General features: G+C 61.0%; 12 protein-coding genes and 1 pseudogene. All 13 read left to right on the top strand.

The annotated features are described in order from the left end of the window. Positions 1-1435: 1435 nt before the first annotated feature. Positions 1436-1942: pseudogene (locus IB254_RS29980) on the top strand (methyl-accepting chemotaxis protein); the annotation flags it as partial. A 163-nt stretch (positions 1943-2105) separates the two neighbouring features. Further along, entirely contained in the window at positions 2106-3845 is a 1740-nt protein-coding gene (locus tag IB254_RS23845) for a protein-disulfide reductase DsbD (protein ID WP_192419753.1), read from the top strand. Between the two features lie 131 nt (positions 3846-3976). Then, positions 3977-4432 (top strand): type II 3-dehydroquinate dehydratase, encoded by a 456-nt coding sequence (gene aroQ / locus IB254_RS23840; protein ID WP_008031265.1) that lies wholly within the window; start codon positions 3977-3979, stop codon positions 4430-4432. 24 nt (positions 4433-4456) lie between these two features. Next, positions 4457-4921: an acetyl-CoA carboxylase biotin carboxyl carrier protein gene (accB, locus tag IB254_RS23835; RefSeq protein WP_008038728.1), complete on the top strand. Its 465-nt coding sequence runs from the start codon at positions 4457-4459 to the stop codon at positions 4919-4921. 17 nt (positions 4922-4938) lie between these two features. Then, positions 4939-6297 (top strand): acetyl-CoA carboxylase biotin carboxylase subunit, encoded by a 1359-nt coding sequence (gene accC / locus IB254_RS23830; RefSeq protein WP_008031262.1) that lies wholly within the window; start codon positions 4939-4941, stop codon positions 6295-6297. A 282-nt stretch (positions 6298-6579) separates the two neighbouring features. Next, the gene (prmA, locus tag IB254_RS23825) at positions 6580-7458 is read left to right on the top strand and encodes a 50S ribosomal protein L11 methyltransferase (RefSeq protein WP_192419751.1); all 879 of its coding nucleotides are present in this window, start codon (positions 6580-6582) and stop codon (positions 7456-7458) included. Between the two features lie 30 nt (positions 7459-7488). Next, complete coding sequence (locus tag IB254_RS23820; protein ID WP_192419749.1) at positions 7489-8733, top strand: DUF3426 domain-containing protein; 1245 nt, start codon at positions 7489-7491, stop codon at positions 8731-8733. Positions 8734-8918: 185 nt separating this feature from the next. Next, the gene (dusB, locus tag IB254_RS23815) at positions 8919-9929 is read left to right on the top strand and encodes a tRNA dihydrouridine synthase DusB (protein WP_192419747.1); all 1011 of its coding nucleotides are present in this window, start codon (positions 8919-8921) and stop codon (positions 9927-9929) included. Continuing rightward, positions 9926-10246, top strand: a complete 321-nt coding sequence (gene fis / locus IB254_RS23810) for a DNA-binding transcriptional regulator Fis (protein ID WP_007907419.1) — start codon at positions 9926-9928, stop codon at positions 10244-10246. The genes dusB and fis overlap by 4 nt, the downstream gene beginning before the upstream one ends. 81 nt (positions 10247-10327) lie before the next feature. Continuing rightward, positions 10328-11935, top strand: coding sequence for a bifunctional phosphoribosylaminoimidazolecarboxamide formyltransferase/IMP cyclohydrolase (purH, locus tag IB254_RS23805; RefSeq protein ID WP_008038724.1), 1608 nt, complete (start codon positions 10328-10330; stop codon positions 11933-11935). 154 nt (positions 11936-12089) lie between these two features. Beyond that, positions 12090-13385 carry a phosphoribosylamine--glycine ligase gene (gene purD / locus IB254_RS23800; protein ID WP_008038723.1) on the top strand — a complete coding sequence of 432 codons (1296 nt, stop codon included), beginning with the start codon at positions 12090-12092 and terminating at the stop codon, positions 13383-13385. A gap of 99 nt (positions 13386-13484) precedes the next feature. Next, positions 13485-16262, top strand: coding sequence for a hybrid sensor histidine kinase/response regulator (locus IB254_RS23795; protein ID WP_192419745.1), 2778 nt, complete (start codon positions 13485-13487; stop codon positions 16260-16262). A 64-nt stretch (positions 16263-16326) separates the two neighbouring features. Beyond that, positions 16327-16923 carry a MarC family protein gene (locus IB254_RS23790; protein ID WP_008031249.1) on the top strand — a complete coding sequence of 199 codons (597 nt, stop codon included), beginning with the start codon at positions 16327-16329 and terminating at the stop codon, positions 16921-16923. Positions 16924-16954 lie beyond the last annotated feature (31 nt).

The following is a 16954-nucleotide window of genomic DNA, read 5'->3' as shown; positions in this document are numbered from 1 at the left end:
TTTGAAGCTGCTGACCAATCTCAACACCCTCCTTTTAGTCGCCGTGTGCGTGGCCCTCGGCGCCACGCTTTGGTGGTCGCAAAAAGCCCTGGAGCGCCCCTATCTATTGATGGAGCGCTACCTCGGGTTGTCCCAGCAATTTCAGAATGAAGTGGCGCGCAACATCGAGGACTACCTGGCCAGCGGCGATGCCTTGCGCCTGAGCAGCGCCAGCCAAGCCATCGACGGCCTGCAAAAGGAACTCGCCGAGTTACCGCCGACGCTGGCCGACAGCTTGCGGCCGAGCCTGTCGAACCTGGATGAATTCAGCAAAACCGACCTGCTGGCCGCCGGCAAACTCGCGGGCGATCCTCAGGCGCTGCTGCTGCAAGCCGAACGCGAACTCGGCGCAAGCCTCGACCAGCTGAGTCAATACGCCAGCAGCAACGCGAGCTATCTGACGCCATTGCTCGCGGCCTCTCAACACCTGGGCAAACTCTCCCTGGCGCGGGACAAACTGGTCAGCAGCGGCCGCAGCGAACTGGCCGCCGATGTCGAGCGCGAAGTCACCAACATCCGCACACAAGCCGAGCTTCTGAACGCCTTGCCGCTCTTGGGCGTGACCAGTAAAAGTGAATCGGGCACCGACGATTTCGCTGCAATGATGGGCCTGGAGAACACCGAAAAAACCGTTGCGGAAGATGCCGGCGTCGGCCTCAAACGCGAGCTCAACAGCCTGCTCACGCGCTATCCCGCAGAGCTGGCGCGAACCCGCGAGCAGATCCAGAAACGCGCCGACCTCAGCGCCGCGACTCACCAGAAAATCGCTGCCGTGCAACAGTCCATCGCCGGGCTGGAACCGGTGGTCCGTGCCCAGCACGGGCAGATCCAGAGCGAAGTGCGGCTGATGCAAGGGGTGATGATCGGCCTGATTCTGCTGATCGCATTACTCATCGACACCCTGCAACGGCGCCTGGCCCGGACGCTGACCAACCTCGCGCCGGCACTTTCGACCTGGGCCGAAGGTGACTTCAGTCGCGACATCGAATTGGGCAAGACCAATCGCGAACTGCATGACATCCAGGCCTCGCTCAATCGACTGCGCGCCTACCTCGTCGATCTGGTCGGAACCATTCGCCTCAACGCCGAGCAGGTCGCCGGCAGCAGCCGCACCCTGGCCGAGTTGAGCAATGATTTGCACAGCGGCGCCGAACATCAGGCGGGTGACACTGCGCTGATCCGCGACTCCCTCGGCGAGTTGGAAGCGACCATTCAACAAGTCGCCGGCGATGCCAGCCAGGCCGCCGACGCCAGCCGCCATGCTGGATTGGCGGTGGAACATGGACAGAAAGTCATCGGTTTGAGCCTCACCGGGCTGCATGCGCTGGTTGGCGAAGTGCAAAGCAATGCACAGATGATCGAACATCTGGCCGAGGAGTCCGCCACCATCGGCGGCGTGCTGACGGTGATCCGCTCGATTGCCGACCAGACCAACCTGCTGGCCCTGAACGCCGCCATCGAAGCAGCCCGCGCCGGGGAAATGGGACGCGGGTTTGCCGTCGTGGCGGAAGAGGTTCGGTCATTGGCGCAGCGCACCGCAGGCGCTACGGCGGAGATTCAAAACTTGATCGCCGGGCTGCAGACAGCGGCCCGAGAGTCGGTGGAAGGCATGCGTGCGCAGGTTGAACACGCGGAGGCGACGGCCAACCAGGCCCAGGCGGCCGACGGTGCGCTGGATAAAATCGTCGGGGCGATCCAGACGATTTCCGACACCGCCGTACGCATCGCCGATGTCACGGCTCAGCAGAGCGGAGCTGTCAGCGAAATCCGCGATCACAGTGAGCGGATTCACCAATTGGGCGGGGATAATTTGCTGCGTATCGGTGAGGGACGTGAGCAAGGCGAGCATTTGTTGGTATTGGGCGGGCGGTTGCATACGGCCGTTCAGGCATTCCGCGTCTGACAGACCGCCATCGCCGGCAAGCCGGCTCCTACAAGGACGCCGCCGTACCTGTAGGAGCCGGCTTGCCGGCGATGGCGCCAGAACAATCACCACAGAACTCCCCGCCCTGCACACCCGGCAACTGTCCGCTATCATGCCCCCAATTCCGATACGCGAGATCGTCATGCGCCGTTTGCTCTGCCTGCTGCTTTTAGTGCTCGCCCTGCCGGCCACCGCCGCCGGTTTGCTGGAGAGTCGACCCAGTTCCACCCTGGGCTCGATCAACAACAGTGCCGACTTCCTGCCGGTGCGCGAAGCCTTTCAACTGAGCCTGATAGACAGCACGCCACAATCGATCAAGCTGCGTTTTGTCGCCACCGAGGGTTATTACCTCTACCGCCATCGCTTTCAGTTTCGCGCCGACCCCGCCGAGATCGTAGTCGGCCCGGCGCAGTTGCCCAAAGGCGAGCAGAAACACGATGAGTACTTCGGCGACGTCGAGGTTTACCACGGGATTCTCGATGTCGAACTGCCGCGCAGCGATCAACGCGCCTTCACGCTGGCGGTGACCTATCAAGGCTGTGCCGACAAAGGCCTGTGCTATCCGCTCGAGACCGAACGCCTGAGTATCGACGGCAGTGGCGGTACCACCACGAGCTGGAGCTGGCGGGAACTGGCATTGTTCTTCCTTGCGGGCCTTGGCCTGACCTTCACCCCTTGCGTGCTGCCGATGCTGCCGATCCTCTCCGGCGTGGTGTTGCGTGGCCAGGTGGGTGGCTTGCGCGGCTTCAACCTTTCGCTCGCTTACGTGCTGCCGATGGCCGTCTGCTTCGCCCTGCTCGGTGCGTTGATGGGGATGTTCGGCGCGCAGCTCAACCTTCAGGCGCGGCTGCAATCGGCGTGGGTGCTGGTGCCGTTCGCGATGTTTTTTGCACTGTTTGCCCTGGCGATGTTCGGTGTCTTCGAACTCAAGTTGCCGCACGCGATCAGCAGTCGGCTGGACCGCATCGCCGGGCGCACCGAAGGCGGTTCGTTGTGGGGCGCGGCGGTGCTGGGCGTGGTTTCCAGCCTGTTGGTTTCACCCTGCGTCTCGGCACCGCTGGCCGGCGCGCTGCTGTACATCAGCGCCAGTGGCGATGCGTTGGGCGGCGGCTTGAAACTGTTCATGCTCGGCCTCGGCATGGGGGCACCGCTGTTGCTGGTGGCCACTGGCGGCGCCGCCTGGCTGCCGAAAAGCGGACCATGGCTGGTCTACGTGAAAAACGCGATTGGCGTGTTGTTGCTGGGCCTGGCGATCGGCCTGCTCAGTCGCGTGCTGCCGGGGCAGATCACTTTGTTGCTGATCGGCTTGCTGGCCGGCGGTGTCGGCTTGTTCATGGGCGCGCTGGAGTTCGTCTACAAACCTCCGCGAAAACGCCTGGGCCAGTTACTCGGAATGTTCCTGCTGTTTTATGCTCTGGCATGTTGGTATGGCGCCTTCAGTGGCCAGACCGATCCGTTCAACCCGATCGGCCAGCCGCGTGTCGTCAGCAGCAACGAGCAATCACAGGACACCAGCGACTGGCAAACCGTCACGACTCCGGCCGAAGTCGATCGCGTCCTCGCCGAAGCCAAATCCTCCGGCACCCCGCTGCTGCTCGACTGGTACGCCGACTGGTGCATCAGTTGCAAAGTCATCGAACACAAAGTGCTTAACGACGCGCAGGTCGTCGAACGCCTCAAGGGTTATCGGCTGATTCGCTTCGACATCACCGCCAGCAACGCCGAGCAACGCGCCCTCCTCGACCGCTACAAATTATTCGGCCCGCCGGCGCTGATGTTTTTCGGCAAGGACGGTGTCGAACGCACCGATGTACGAGTGATCGGCGAAATCAGCGCCACGGACTTCGCCGAACGTGTATCGAAAGCAAATGACCGGATTTAATCACCCGGTCACATATTTCGCGCAAACATCGGCCATCGTGCTGGCTATTGCATAGAACTGGACAGTCACAAAGGCTTTGCGGCATAGTCGCCGGGTTCTGACAAATGCACACGGATAACGAGGAACAGCAGATGGCGACCCTATTGGTTCTGCACGGCCCCAACCTGAACATGCTCGGCACCCGTGAACCGGGCACCTATGGCGCTACGACACTGGCGCAGATCAATCAGGACCTGGAACGCCGCGCTCGTGAAGCCGGCCATCATTTGCTGCACCTGCAAAGCAATGCCGAGTACGAATTGATCGACCGCATCCACGCTGCCCGCAGCGAAGGTGTGGACTTCATTCTGATCAATCCAGCAGCTTTTACACACACAAGTGTCGCATTACGTGACGCGCTGCTGGCGGTGAGCATCCCATTCATCGAAGTGCATTTGTCTAACGTGCACAAACGCGAACCTTTCCGCCATCACTCTTACTTCTCCGACGTAGCGGTGGGAGTGATCTGCGGCCTTGGCGCCAGCGGTTATCGACTGGCCCTGGAGGCTGCACTAGAGCAGCTTGAACAACAAGCTATACGCCCCTGACCGACCCTTGGGAGTTGATGATTCATGGATATCCGTAAAGTTAAGAAACTGATCGAACTGCTGGAAGAGTCCGGCATCGACGAACTCGAGATCAAGGAAGGCGAAGAGTCCGTTCGCATCAGCCGCCATAGCAAAACCCCGGCTCAGCAATACTACGCTCCGGCGCCAATGCACGCTCCGGCTCCAGCGCCTGCCGCTGCTGCCCCGGTTGCCGCCGCTGCCGCTCCTGCTGCACCGTCCGCCCCTGCCCTGAACGGCGCCGTTGCCCGTTCGCCAATGGTCGGCACCTTCTATCGCAAATCTTCGCCAAGCTCGCCGTCCTTCGTTGAAGTCGGCCAGACCGTGAAGAAAGGCGACACCCTGTGCATCGTCGAAGCCATGAAGATGATGAACCACATCGAAGCTGAAACCAGCGGTGTGATCGAATCCATCCTCGTCGAAGACGGCCAGCCGGTTGAGTACGACCAACCGCTGTTCACCATCGTTTGAACCGCGGAGAAACTTTGATGACTGCGAAGTTGGAAAAAGTTCTGATCGCCAACCGCGGTGAGATCGCACTGCGGATTCTGCGTGCCTGCAAAGAGATGGGCATCAAGACCGTCGCCGTTTACTCCAAGGCTGACAAAGAGCTGATGCACCTGGGCCTGGCAGACGAATCCGTCTGCATCGGTCCGGCATCGGCCGCCCACTCTTACCTGCACATCCCGGCAATCATCGCCGCGGCTGAAGTGACCGGCGCCACCGCCATTCACCCAGGCTACGGTTTCCTTGCGGAAAACGCTGATTTCGCTGAGCAGGTCGAGAACTCCGGCTTCGCCTTCATTGGTCCGAAAGCCGACACCATTCGCCTGATGGGCGACAAGGTATCGGCCAAGCACGCGATGATCGCTGCTGGCGTTCCAACCGTTCCGGGTTCTGACGGCCCGCTGCCGGAAGACGAAGAAACCGCTCTGCGCATCGGTCGCGAAGTCGGCTACCCGGTGATCATCAAAGCCGCTGGCGGCGGTGGTGGTCGCGGCATGCGCGTTGTGCATAGCGAAGAAGACCTGATCTCCTCGGCGAAACTGACCCGCTCCGAAGCAGGCGCGGCGTTCGGCAACCCGATGGTCTATCTGGAAAAATTCCTGACCAACCCACGTCACGTGGAAGTCCAGGTACTTTCCGACGGCCAGGGCCACGCCATTCATCTGGGCGACCGCGATTGCTCGCTGCAACGTCGTCACCAGAAGGTTCTCGAAGAAGCGCCGGCGCCGGGCATCGACGAGAAAGCACGCCAGGAAGTCCTCGCTCGCTGCGTCAAGGCGTGCATCGACATCGGCTACCGCGGCGCCGGCACCTTTGAGTTCCTTTACGAAAACGGTCACTTCTACTTCATCGAGATGAACACTCGTGTCCAGGTAGAGCACCCGGTTTCGGAAATGGTCACCGGTATCGACATCGTCAAGGAGATGCTCAGCATCGCCGCCGGCAACAAGCTGTCGTTCACCCAGGATGACGTAGTCATCCGCGGTCACGCGCTGGAATGCCGGATCAACGCCGAAGACCCGAAAACCTTCATGCCAAGCCCGGGCACGGTCAAGCATTTCCACGCTCCAGGCGGCAACGGCGTTCGCGTCGATTCGCACCTGTACAGCGGTTATGCCGTTCCGCCGAACTACGATTCGTTGATCGGCAAGCTGATCACCTACGGCGCAACCCGTGACGAAGCCATGGCGCGCATGCGCAATGCGCTGGACGAAATCGTTGTCGACGGGATCAAGACCAACATCCCGCTGCACCGCGACCTGACCCGCGATGAAGGCTTCTGCAAAGGTGGTGTGAACATTCACTACCTGGAACACAAGCTGGCTGGCGAAAAGCACTAAGCTTTTAGCCTGATCAACAAAGCCGCCTTCGGGCGGCTTTGTTGTTTCTGAAGGTTTCATCCGATGCTGGGCAGCACGTAATACCTGTGGGAGCGAGCCTGCTCGCGATGGCGGCGCCCCATTCAACATTCATGTAGCTGACACACCGCTATCGCGAGCAGGCTCACTCCCACAGTGAACTGCAGGGGCAAGCCACTCCCACAAACCCTTCGCGCTCGCGTAAACTTGCGCGCTTCTCGCAGCCCGCTAGGCTGCAATCAATATTTTTCAAAGGTGCCCGCCATGCCTTGGCTGCAAGTCCGTCTCGCCATCAGCCCAGAACAAGCCGAAACCTACGAAGACGCTTTCCTTGAAGTGGGCGCCGTGTCGGTGACTTTCATGGACGCCGAAGACCAGCCGATCTTCGAGCCGGAACTCAACACCACCCCGCTGTGGTCGCACACGCACCTGCTGGCCCTGTTCGAAGGCGGCACCGAAGCCGCTTCGGTCCTGGCGCATCTGGAGCTGCTGACCGGCAGCCCGCTGCCCGAGCATCACAGCGAAGTCATCGAAGACCAGGACTGGGAACGCAGCTGGATGGACGATTTCCAGCCAATGCGCTTCGGCCAACGCCTGTGGATCGTGCCGAGCTGGCACGCCGCGCCTGAACCCGACGCCGTGAACATTCTGCTGGACCCGGGCCTCGCGTTCGGCACCGGCACGCACCCGACCACCGCGCTGTGCCTGGAATGGCTCGACGGTCAGGACCTGAAAGGCTGCAACGTGCTGGACTTCGGTTGCGGCTCGGGGATTCTGGCGATTGCCGCCCTGCTGCTCGGCGCCAAGGAAGCCGTTGGCACTGACATCGACGTGCAGGCGCTGGAAGCCTCGCGCGACAACGCCGGTCGCAACAACATCGCCGACGCGCTCTTCCCGCTGTATCTGCCGGAAGATCTGCCGCAGGTTAAGGCCGATGTGCTGGTGGCCAACATCCTCGCCGGCCCGCTGGTCTCCCTCGCACCGCAACTGTCGAGCCTGGTCAAGCCGGGTGGTCGCCTGGCGCTGTCGGGCATCCTCGCCGAGCAAGGTGATGAAGTAGCCGCCGCCTACACGCAGGACTTCGATCTGGACCCGATCGCCAATCGCGATGGCTGGGTGCGCATCACTGGCCGTCGGCGCTAGAATGAGCGCCTGCATAATCCGGATCGCCGCATGACCGACAGCTTCGTCACCCAGTGCCCGCATTGCCAAACCAGCTTCCGCGTCAGCCATGCTCAGTTGAGCGTGGCCCGTGGAGTGGTTCGTTGCGGCTCGTGCCTGCAGGTGTTCAACGCCGCCAAGCAACTGCTTGAGCAGGCGGGCAAGGAAGTGATCCTCCCGGCGGCGGCTCCGGCCATCGTCGAGGCAGCCGAGCCAGAACCACGCGCCATCAGCCAGAAGCAGTGGACTGCCGCCGAACTGGACCTGGACAGCCTGGACCTGGATGAAGAACTCGCTCGACTGGAACAGCGGGAAATCCAGCCGACCACCGAATTCGGTCGCCACCGCGAAGACAGCCTGAGCGCCCGCCGCGATAACGCCGAGCACGACGAAGAGCCGTGGTCCGACAGCCTGTTCAGCGAATCCGCCGCCGATCGCGCCGAGGCGGCAGAAGCCGCCGAAGCCCCCCTCACGCCGGAACCGGCGATCGAGCCGAGCAAACCTTCGCGCACTGAACCCTCGCTGTCCCTGGAACCCGTGGAACTGGACGACGAGACTCTGCCGCCGCAACTGCGCCTGAACGATCCACTCGACGCCCCGCTCCATCACGAACGCCTGTCAGCCACCGACGCCAGTGACGATATCGACGACGACCTGCCTTCGATCGAACCGCTGCGCAAACGCCGTGAACGCAGCGAACCGGGCGTACGCGCCGAGGTGCTGCAAGACCTGACCGATGACCCGTTGCAACTTGACTGGCAAAAACGCCGTTCGCCCTGGGGCCGACGGTTTTTCTGGTTGCTGCTGATCCTGATCGGCGCTGGCGCACTCGCGGGTCAATACATCGCCTACCATTTTGATGAACTGGCTCGTCAGGATCAGTACCGTCCGTGGTTCCAGCAGTTCTGCCCGCAAATCGGCTGCACCGTGCCGTCAAAAGTCGACATCGCGAAAATCAAGAGCAGCAACCTGGTGGTGCGCAGCCATCCGGAATTCAATGGCGCGCTGGTGGTCGACGCGATCATTTACAACCGCGCGCCGTTCTCCCAGCCGTTCCCGTTGCTGGAGCTGCGCTTTGCCGACCTCAACGGTCACCTGATCGCCAGCCGTCGCTTCAAGCCCGGCGAGTACCTCAACGGCGATCTTGAAGGCATGGCGGAAATGCCGCCGCAAACGCCGATCCACATCGCCCTGGACATCCTCGACCCAGGCGCCAAAGCCGTGAACTACAGCCTGAGCTTTCATTCGCCCGAGTGAAACGGTTCAGTGTTACGGGTTTGACGGCACATTTCTGGCAGAGACCGCTCATACCAAACTGCTGGCAATAACAGAATAACTGTTCAGATTTTGTTCAATTCAGCCTTTATCCAGTCATCGAGAGCGGGTATCATGCCAACCCTTTTTCGAACTCTCATGATCCGGCCCCACAACTGGAAAGTCCTATGTCGGCGGTACGCATCGGTCCATACACATTGCACAACGGCTTGATTCTCGCCCCTATGGCGGGTGTCACCGACCAACCCTTTCGTCAGCTGTGCAAGCGACTGGGCGCAGGACTTGTAGTCTCGGAAATGGTCACCAGCGACATGCGTTTGTGGAACACCCGCAAATCGCGCATGCGCATGATCCACGAAGGTGATCCCGAGCCGCGCTCGGTGCAGATCGCCGGTGGTGATGCGCAGATGCTGGCGGATGCGGCCAGGGCCAACGTCGAACTGGGCGCACAGATTATTGATATCAACATGGGCTGTCCGGCAAAGAAGGTCTGCAACAAGGCCGCCGGTTCTGCATTGTTGAAGGATGAAGCACTGGTGACCGAGATCCTGCAGGCCGTGGTGGCTGCGGTTGATGTGCCGGTTACCTTGAAGATCCGTACCGGCTGGGACCGGGACAACAAGAACGGTCTGACGGTGGCGAAGATCGCCGAGCAGGCAGGCATTACGGCGTTGGCGGTCCATGGCCGCACCCGTGCCGATCTGTACACCGGTGAAGCCGAGTACGACACCATTGCCGCGATCAAGCAGGCCGTGTCGATGCCGGTCTTCGCCAATGGCGACATCGATTCGCCGGAAAAGGCCCGCTACGTGCTCGACGCGACCGGTGCCGATGGACTGTTGGTTGGACGGGCTGCCCAGGGGCGGCCATGGATTTTTCGCGAGATCGACCATTTCCTGCGTACCGGCGAAAAACTCCCGGCGCTGGACCTGATCGAGGTGGAACGCATTCTGCTAGAGCATCTGGCCGCACTGCACGTCTTCTATGGAGACGTCATGGGTGTCCGGATCGCTCGGAAGCATGTGGGCTGGTATCTCGCAACCTTGCCGGGCGCCAGGGAGTTTCGCGCCCACTTCAATCGTTTGGAAGATACGGAAGCACAATGCGCCAACGTTCAGGGCTTCTTCGCCGAACGTTACAAGAGCCTGACAGGGGACGGAGAAGAGGTGGCCGCATGACGATGATGACCGAGACTTTAGTGAGTGGAACAACACCCGTGAGCGACAACGTGAATTTGAAACAGCACCTCAATACGCCGAGCGAAGAAGGCCAGACCCTTCGCGGGAGTGTCGAGAAGGCGCTGCACAATTATTTCGCCCACCTTGAGGGCGCTGCCGTCACGGATGTGTACAACCTGGTGCTCTCCGAAGTCGAGGCGCCCCTGCTCGAGTGCGTGATGAACTACGTCAAGGGTAACCAGACCAAGGCCAGCGAGCTGCTCGGGCTGAACCGAGGCACCCTGCGCAAGAAACTCAAGCAGTACGATTTGCTGTAAGCATTCAATCAAACCAGAAAGGCGCCCGCGTAAAAACGGTCGCCTTTTTTGCTGACTCCTTTGCTTTTGATGGAAATTGAAATGACCGACCAGACTACCCGCCTGCCGATCCGCCGCGCCTTGATCAGCGTTTCCGACAAGACCGGGATCCTCGAATTCGCCAAAGAGCTTGAAGCCCTGGGCGTCGAGATCCTCTCCACCGGCGGAACGTTCAAGCTGCTGCGTGACAACGGCGTTGCCGCAGTGGAAGTCGCGGATTACACCGGTTTCGCAGAAATGATGGACGGTCGGGTGAAAACCCTGCACCCGAAAATCCACGGCGGGATCCTCGGTCGTCGCGGTATCGACGACGCGATCATGAACGAGCACGGCATCAAGCCGATCGATCTGGTGGCGGTCAACCTGTACCCGTTCGAAGCCACCATCAACAAGCCAGGCTGTGACCTGCCGACCGCCATCGAGAACATCGACATCGGCGGCCCGACCATGGTCCGTTCCGCGGCAAAAAACCATAAAGACGTGGCCATCGTGGTGAATGCCAGCGACTACGCCAACGTGCTGGAAAGCCTGAAGGCCGGCGGCCTGACCTACGCTCAGCGTTTCGACCTGATGCTCAAGGCCTTCGAACACACCGCTGCCTACGACGGCATGATCGCCAACTACATGGGCACCGTGAACCAGGCCGCTGACACCCTCAGCACCGAAGGTCGCAGCGAGTTCCCGCGCACCTTCAACAGCCAGTTCATCAAGGCTCAGGAAATGCGCTACGGCGAGAACCCGCACCAGAGCGCGGCGTTCTACGTTGAAGCCAAGCCTGCCGAAGTCGGCATCGCCACCGCGACCCAACTGCAAGGCAAGGAGCTGTCCTACAACAACGTGGCCGACACCGACGCCGCGCTGGAATGTGTGAAGAGCTTCGTCAAGCCGGCCTGCGTGATCGTCAAGCACGCCAACCCGTGTGGTGTTGCCGTGAGCCCGGACGCCGAAGGCGGCATCCGTCAGGCCTACGAACTGGCCTACGCCACCGACACTGAATCCGCGTTCGGCGGCATCATCGCCTTCAACCGCGAATTGGATGCCGAGACCGCCAAGGCGATCGTCGAGCGTCAGTTCGTCGAAGTGATCATCGCCCCGAGCGTCAGCGAAGAAGCCCGCGCCATCGTCGCGGCAAAAGCCAACGTGCGCCTGCTGGCCTGTGGCGAGTGGTCGGCTGACCGCGCCGCTGCCTGGGACTACAAACGCGTCAACGGTGGCCTGCTGGTGCAGAGCCGCGACATCGGCATGATCAGCGCCGATGACCTGAAAGTCGTGACCAAGCGTGCACCGACTGAACAGGAAATCCACGACCTGATCTTCGCCTGGAAAGTGGCGAAGTACGTCAAGTCCAACGCCATCGTCTACGCCAAGAACCGTCAGACCATCGGTGTCGGCGCTGGCCAGATGAGCCGCGTGAACTCCGCGCGCATTGCCGCGATCAAGGCTGAACACGCCGGCTTGCAGGTGGCGGGGTCGGTCATGGCATCCGACGCGTTCTTCCCGTTCCGCGACGGCCTGGACAACGCGGCCAAGGTCGGCATCACTGCGGTGATCCAGCCAGGCGGCTCGATGCGTGACAACGAAGTGATTGCAGCAGCTGATGAAGCCGGCATCGCCATGGTATTCACTGGCATGCGCCACTTCCGTCACTAAACACGACGACCAACTGTGGGAGCTGGCCTGCCAGCGATAGCATCCCCTCGGTTTAGCCGATAAACCGAGTTGTTTGCATCGCCGGCAGGCCAGCTCCCACAGAAAAGCGCCCCTGCGGCGCTCAACAGAATTAGCGTCATCCGAGGTTTTTGAAATGAATGTTTTGATCATTGGCAGCGGTGGCCGTGAACACGCCCTGGCCTGGAAAGTGGCTCAGGATCCGCGCGTGCAGAAAGTTTTCGTGGCTCCGGGCAACGCCGGCACCGCCATTGAAGCCAAGTGCGAAAACGTCGCTATCGATGTGCTCGCACTGGAGCAACTCGCCGACTTCGCCGAGAAAAACGTTTCCCTGACCATCGTCGGTCCGGAAGTGCCGCTGGTTGCCGGCGTCGTCGACCTGTTCCGCTCCCGTGGCCTGGACTGCTTCGGTCCGACCGCTGGCGCTGCGCAGCTGGAAGGTTCGAAAGCCTTCACCAAGGACTTCCTGGCACGCCACAAGATCCCGACCGCCGACTACCAGAACTTCACCGAGATCGAGCCAGCCCTGGCTTATCTGCGTGAAAAAGGCGCACCGATCGTGATCAAGGCCGATGGCCTGGCCGCCGGTAAAGGCGTGATCGTTGCCATGACACTGGCCGAAGCCGAAGACGCCGTGCGCGACATGCTCGCGGGTAACGCGTTTGGCGAAGCCGGTTCGCGCGTGGTCATCGAAGAATTCCTGGACGGCGAAGAAGCCAGCTTCATCGTCATGGTCGACGGCAAGAACGTCCTGCCGATGGCCACCAGCCAGGACCACAAACGCGTCGGCGACGGCGACACCGGTCCGAACACCGGCGGCATGGGTGCTTACTCCCCTGCGCCAGTCGTTACCAGCGAAGTGCACAAGCGCGTCATGGACCTGGTGATCTGGCCGACCGTGCGCGGCATGGCCGAGGAAGGCAATGTTTACACCGGTTTCCTCTACGCTGGTTTGATGATCGACAAGGCTGGTAACCCAAAAGTCATCGAATTCAACTGCCGTTTCGGCGACCCTGAGACCCAACCGGTTATGCTGCGCTTGCAGTCGAGCCTGGTGTTGCTGGTCGAGGCGGCCCTGGCGCAAGCGCTGGACAAGGTCGAAGCCCAATGGGATCCACGTCCGAGCGTCGGTATTGTTTTGGCGGCAGGCGGCTATCCTGGCGACTACGCTAAAGGCGTCGCCATCAACGGTCTGGATGCAGCCGCAGCGCTGGAAGGCAAAGTCTTCCACGCCGGTACTGCGCTCAAGGACGGTCAAGTGGTGACGGCCGGCGGTCGGGTGCTTTGCGCCACTGCCATGGGTGCCAGCGTTGATGCTGCCCAGCAGCAGGCTTACAAGCTGGCCGCGAAGATTGACTGGGAAGGCTGCTTCTATCGCAAGGACATTGGCTACCGTGCCATTGCCCGTGAGCGTGGCGAAAATCAGGAATAAGCGATCCATTCGGCAGGGCTTGGGATTCAGGCCCTTGCCGGACTATTCCGGCGCCGCGCATAGTTATATTCTGGCATCAACCTACGAAGGGATTTCGCCGTGCGCTGGCTCAGGATTGCCATAGGTTTCACAGTCACGCTGCTGACGCTGCTCTGCATGCTTCCGGCCCAGGCCGCGCAAGGCAGTGGCTGGGCGCTATTGCTTGACGAACAGGGCGACCTGCAACTCAGCGACATCCGTTCCGCTCGTTTCACCAATCAATTCAGCCCCATCGAACTCGAACGCCTCACCGCAGCCGAGCCCGGTGGTGCACTCTGGCTGCGCTTCAGGCTGGCACCCGGCAAGCATGAGCAGTTGCTGCGGGTGTTCGCTCCCGACCTGTCGCACCTCAATCTTTATGTGCTGGACGGCGACAAGCTGATCGAGCAACTGAATACCGGCACCGAACAGCCTCAGGCAGAACGGCCGTTACCCAACAGCGACTTCATGTTGCCGTTGCCGCAAAGCGACAAACCCCTCGACGTCTACCTGCGCCTGGTGTCCGAACACCAGATGCGGCCTTACATCACCCTGCAATCGGCAATCATGACTGCGGCCAATCAGAGCCAGACGCTGATTTACGGTCTGCTGTTCGGCTGCATCGGGATGCTGATCCTGCACAACCTGATCCGTTACGCTTACACCCGCTCGCGCAGCAGCCTGTGGCTGGCAGGTTGTGAAGCGCTGCTGATGATCAGCCTGGCGCTGCTGCTGAATCTCGCGGGCCCATGGTTGTCGGACTGGCATGCAGTGCAAACGCCGGGCGCTTACCTCGCCCTTCTGCTGACCGCACCGTGCGGGTTGATGTTCGCCTACCGTTTCTTCGCCCCGCTCGGCCCGCACCCGCTGAACAAGCTGCTGCTCGGCGACATCCTGTTCATTGTGGCCTGCGGTCTGCTGCTGTTGTTCGTCAACACGCTGCCGCTGAACATCATCACCTACGCGCTGGTCGCCCTCGCGGGGCTCACGATGTTGTTCGTCAGCGCCTGGCACTGGCAAAAAGGCTATCGCCCGGCCCGGCTGTTCGTGGCCGCCATGGTGGTATTCAACGTCGGTACGCTGATTATCCTGCCGGCGCTGCTCGGCCTGACGCTGGTAGAACCGCAAGGCCTGATCATTGCCCTGCTGGTGTTCATTTGCATCAGTGGCCTGTTGATGAGCATTGCCCTGAGCGAACGCCAGCGCAGCATCACCGAAGACCGTTTCAGCGTCAGCCGCGATCTGGCCGCCAGCAATGCCGAGATCAATGCCAAGGCCGAATTCCTGGCGAAGATCAGTCATGAAATCCGTACGCCGATGAATGGCGTTCTGGGCATGACCGAACTGTTGTTGGGCACGCCACTCTCGGTCAAGCAGCGCGATTATGTGCAAACCATTCACAGCGCCGGCAACGAACTGCTGACCCTGATCAACGAGATTCTCGACATCTCCAAGCTCGAATCCGGGCAGATCGAGCTCGACGATGTGCAGTTCGATCTCAATGCGCTGATCGAAGACTGCCTGAGTATCTTCCGCGCCAAGGCCGAACAGCAGAACGTCGAGCTGATCAGCTTTATCCAGCCACAAGTGCCGCGGGTGATCAGCGGTGACCCGACGCGCTTGCGCCAGACGCTGCTGAGCCTGCTGGAAAACGCCCTGAAGAAAACCGACGAAGGCGAGATCCTGATTGTCGTCGCCCTCGACGAGCGCACGGCCAAACCGCGTTTGCGCATTGCCGTACAAGACAGCGGCGAGCCGATGGATGCCGAGGAACGCGACGCGCTGATGCACGCCGAACTGCACAGCAAGAACTTCCTCTCGACCACCCGCCTGGGCGGCAACCTGGGGCTGGTGATTGCCCGTCAGTTGATTCGCCTGATGCAAGGGGAATTCGGCATCAAGAGCGGCGCCAGCCAGGGCAGCACCTTATGGCTGACCTTGCCGCTGGACCCCGACCGCCTCGAACACCCGACGTCCGACCTCGATGGCCCGCTGCAAGGCGCACGGGTATTGGTGGTGGACGACAACGACACCTGCCGCAAAGTGCTGGTGCAGCAGTGCAGTGCCTGGGGCCTGAATGTCAGTGCGGTGCCGTCCGGCAAGGAAGCCCTGGCGCTGCTGCGCACCAAGGCTCACCTGCGCGATTACTTCGACGTGGTCCTGCTGGACCAGAACATGCCCGGCATGACAGGCATGCAACTGGCGGCCAAGATCAAGGAAGACCCGAGCCTGAACCACGACATCCTGCTGATCATGCTCACGGGCATCAGCAATGCGCCGAGCAAGATCATCGCGCGCAACTCCGGGATCAAACGCATCCTCGCCAAACCGGTGGCCGGCTACACCCTGAAGACCACGCTGGCGGATGAACTGAATCAACGCAACAAGGGCCTCGCGGTATCGCAGTTCCCATCCACCGGCCCGACCTTGCCGGTCAAGGTTCCCAGCGACTTCCGCATTCTGGTGGCCGAAGACAACAGCATCTCGACCAAGGTGATTCGCGGCATGCTGGGCAAACTCAACCTGCAACCGGACACTGCCAGCAATGGCGAAGAAGCCTTGCAGGCAATGAAAGCCCAACGTTACGACCTGGTGCTGATGGATTGTGAAATGCCGATCCTCGACGGTTTCTCGGCCACCCAGCAATTGCGTGCCTGGGAAGTCGGCAACCAGCGGATTCGCACCCCCGTGGTGGCATTGACCGCACACATCCTCGCCGAGCATAAAGAGCGCGCACGTCAGGCCGGCATGGACGGCCACATGGCCAAACCGGTCGAGCTGTCGCAGTTGCGCGAGCTGATCGAACATTGGGTTGCCCAGCGCGATCAGCAGCAACGGACGGCAACGCAACCGTCCTGAGCCGACAGACCCTGCAACGCCTGATAGACTCCCCCACGACTTCTCTCGCCAGTGAGCCTGCATCATGCTCCACGTGTTGTTCAGCGTTTACCTGAAGATGCTGGTGCTCTACAGCCCGTTCTTCGTGTTGTCCTGTTTCATCAGCCTGACCCGCGGTTATTCGCGCAAGGAACAACGGCGGCTGGCCTGGAAAGTGGCAACGGCTACATTGATTTCCAGTGTCTTGCTGTACTTGTTCGGACGGTACATTTTCAGTGTTTTCGGCATTACCGTGGATGCGTTCCGCATCGGTGCCGGCAGCGTGCTGTTCATCTCGGCGTTGGGCATGGCCCAGGGCAAGTCGGCGGTCCAGACCGATAACGTGCAGCAGGACGTCACCATCGTCCCGCTGACCATCCCGCTGACCGTCGGCCCCGGCACCATCGGCGCCTTGCTGGTGATGGGCGTGAGCCAGCCCCACTGGGATGACAAGCTCACCGCCATCCTCAGCATTGCCCTGGCCAGCTTTACCGTTGGCGTGGTGCTTTACCTGTCGAACCGCATCGAGCGCATTCTCGGCGACCAGGGCTTGCAGATTGTCAGTCGGCTGATGGGGTTGTTTGTGTGTGCACTGGCAGCACAAATCATCTTCACGGGCGTAAAAGGCTACCTGGTGCCTTAGTGCCAACCCGTCACTGAAAGCCAGGGGCTTA

It is taken from the genome of Pseudomonas sp. PDM03, from assembly GCF_014852385.1.
Taxonomy (GTDB): domain Bacteria; phylum Pseudomonadota; class Gammaproteobacteria; order Pseudomonadales; family Pseudomonadaceae; genus Aquipseudomonas; species Aquipseudomonas migulae.
Note: the sequence above shows the minus strand (reverse complement) of the source record. Positions and strands in the feature narration are given on the sequence as shown.

What these genes read in the sequence shown, in the direction of transcription:
- IB254_RS23845 (WP_192419753.1), top strand. Translation starts at nt 2,106, where the DNA reads ATGCGCCGTTTGCTCTGCCTGCTGCTTTTAGTGCTCGCCCTGCCGGCC.
- aroQ (WP_008031265.1), top strand. Translation starts at nt 3,977, where the DNA reads ATGGCGACCCTATTGGTTCTGCACGGCCCCAACCTGAACATGCTCGGC.
- accB (WP_008038728.1), top strand. Translation starts at nt 4,457, where the DNA reads ATGGATATCCGTAAAGTTAAGAAACTGATCGAACTGCTGGAAGAGTCC.
- accC (WP_008031262.1), top strand. Translation starts at nt 4,939, where the DNA reads ATGACTGCGAAGTTGGAAAAAGTTCTGATCGCCAACCGCGGTGAGATC.
- prmA (WP_192419751.1), top strand. Translation starts at nt 6,580, where the DNA reads ATGCCTTGGCTGCAAGTCCGTCTCGCCATCAGCCCAGAACAAGCCGAA.
- IB254_RS23820 (WP_192419749.1), top strand. Translation starts at nt 7,489, where the DNA reads ATGACCGACAGCTTCGTCACCCAGTGCCCGCATTGCCAAACCAGCTTC.
- dusB (WP_192419747.1), top strand. Translation starts at nt 8,919, where the DNA reads ATGTCGGCGGTACGCATCGGTCCATACACATTGCACAACGGCTTGATT.
- fis (WP_007907419.1), top strand. Translation starts at nt 9,926, where the DNA reads ATGACGATGATGACCGAGACTTTAGTGAGTGGAACAACACCCGTGAGC.
- purH (WP_008038724.1), top strand. Translation starts at nt 10,328, where the DNA reads ATGACCGACCAGACTACCCGCCTGCCGATCCGCCGCGCCTTGATCAGC.
- purD (WP_008038723.1), top strand. Translation starts at nt 12,090, where the DNA reads ATGAATGTTTTGATCATTGGCAGCGGTGGCCGTGAACACGCCCTGGCC.
- IB254_RS23790 (WP_008031249.1), top strand. Translation starts at nt 16,327, where the DNA reads ATGCTCCACGTGTTGTTCAGCGTTTACCTGAAGATGCTGGTGCTCTAC.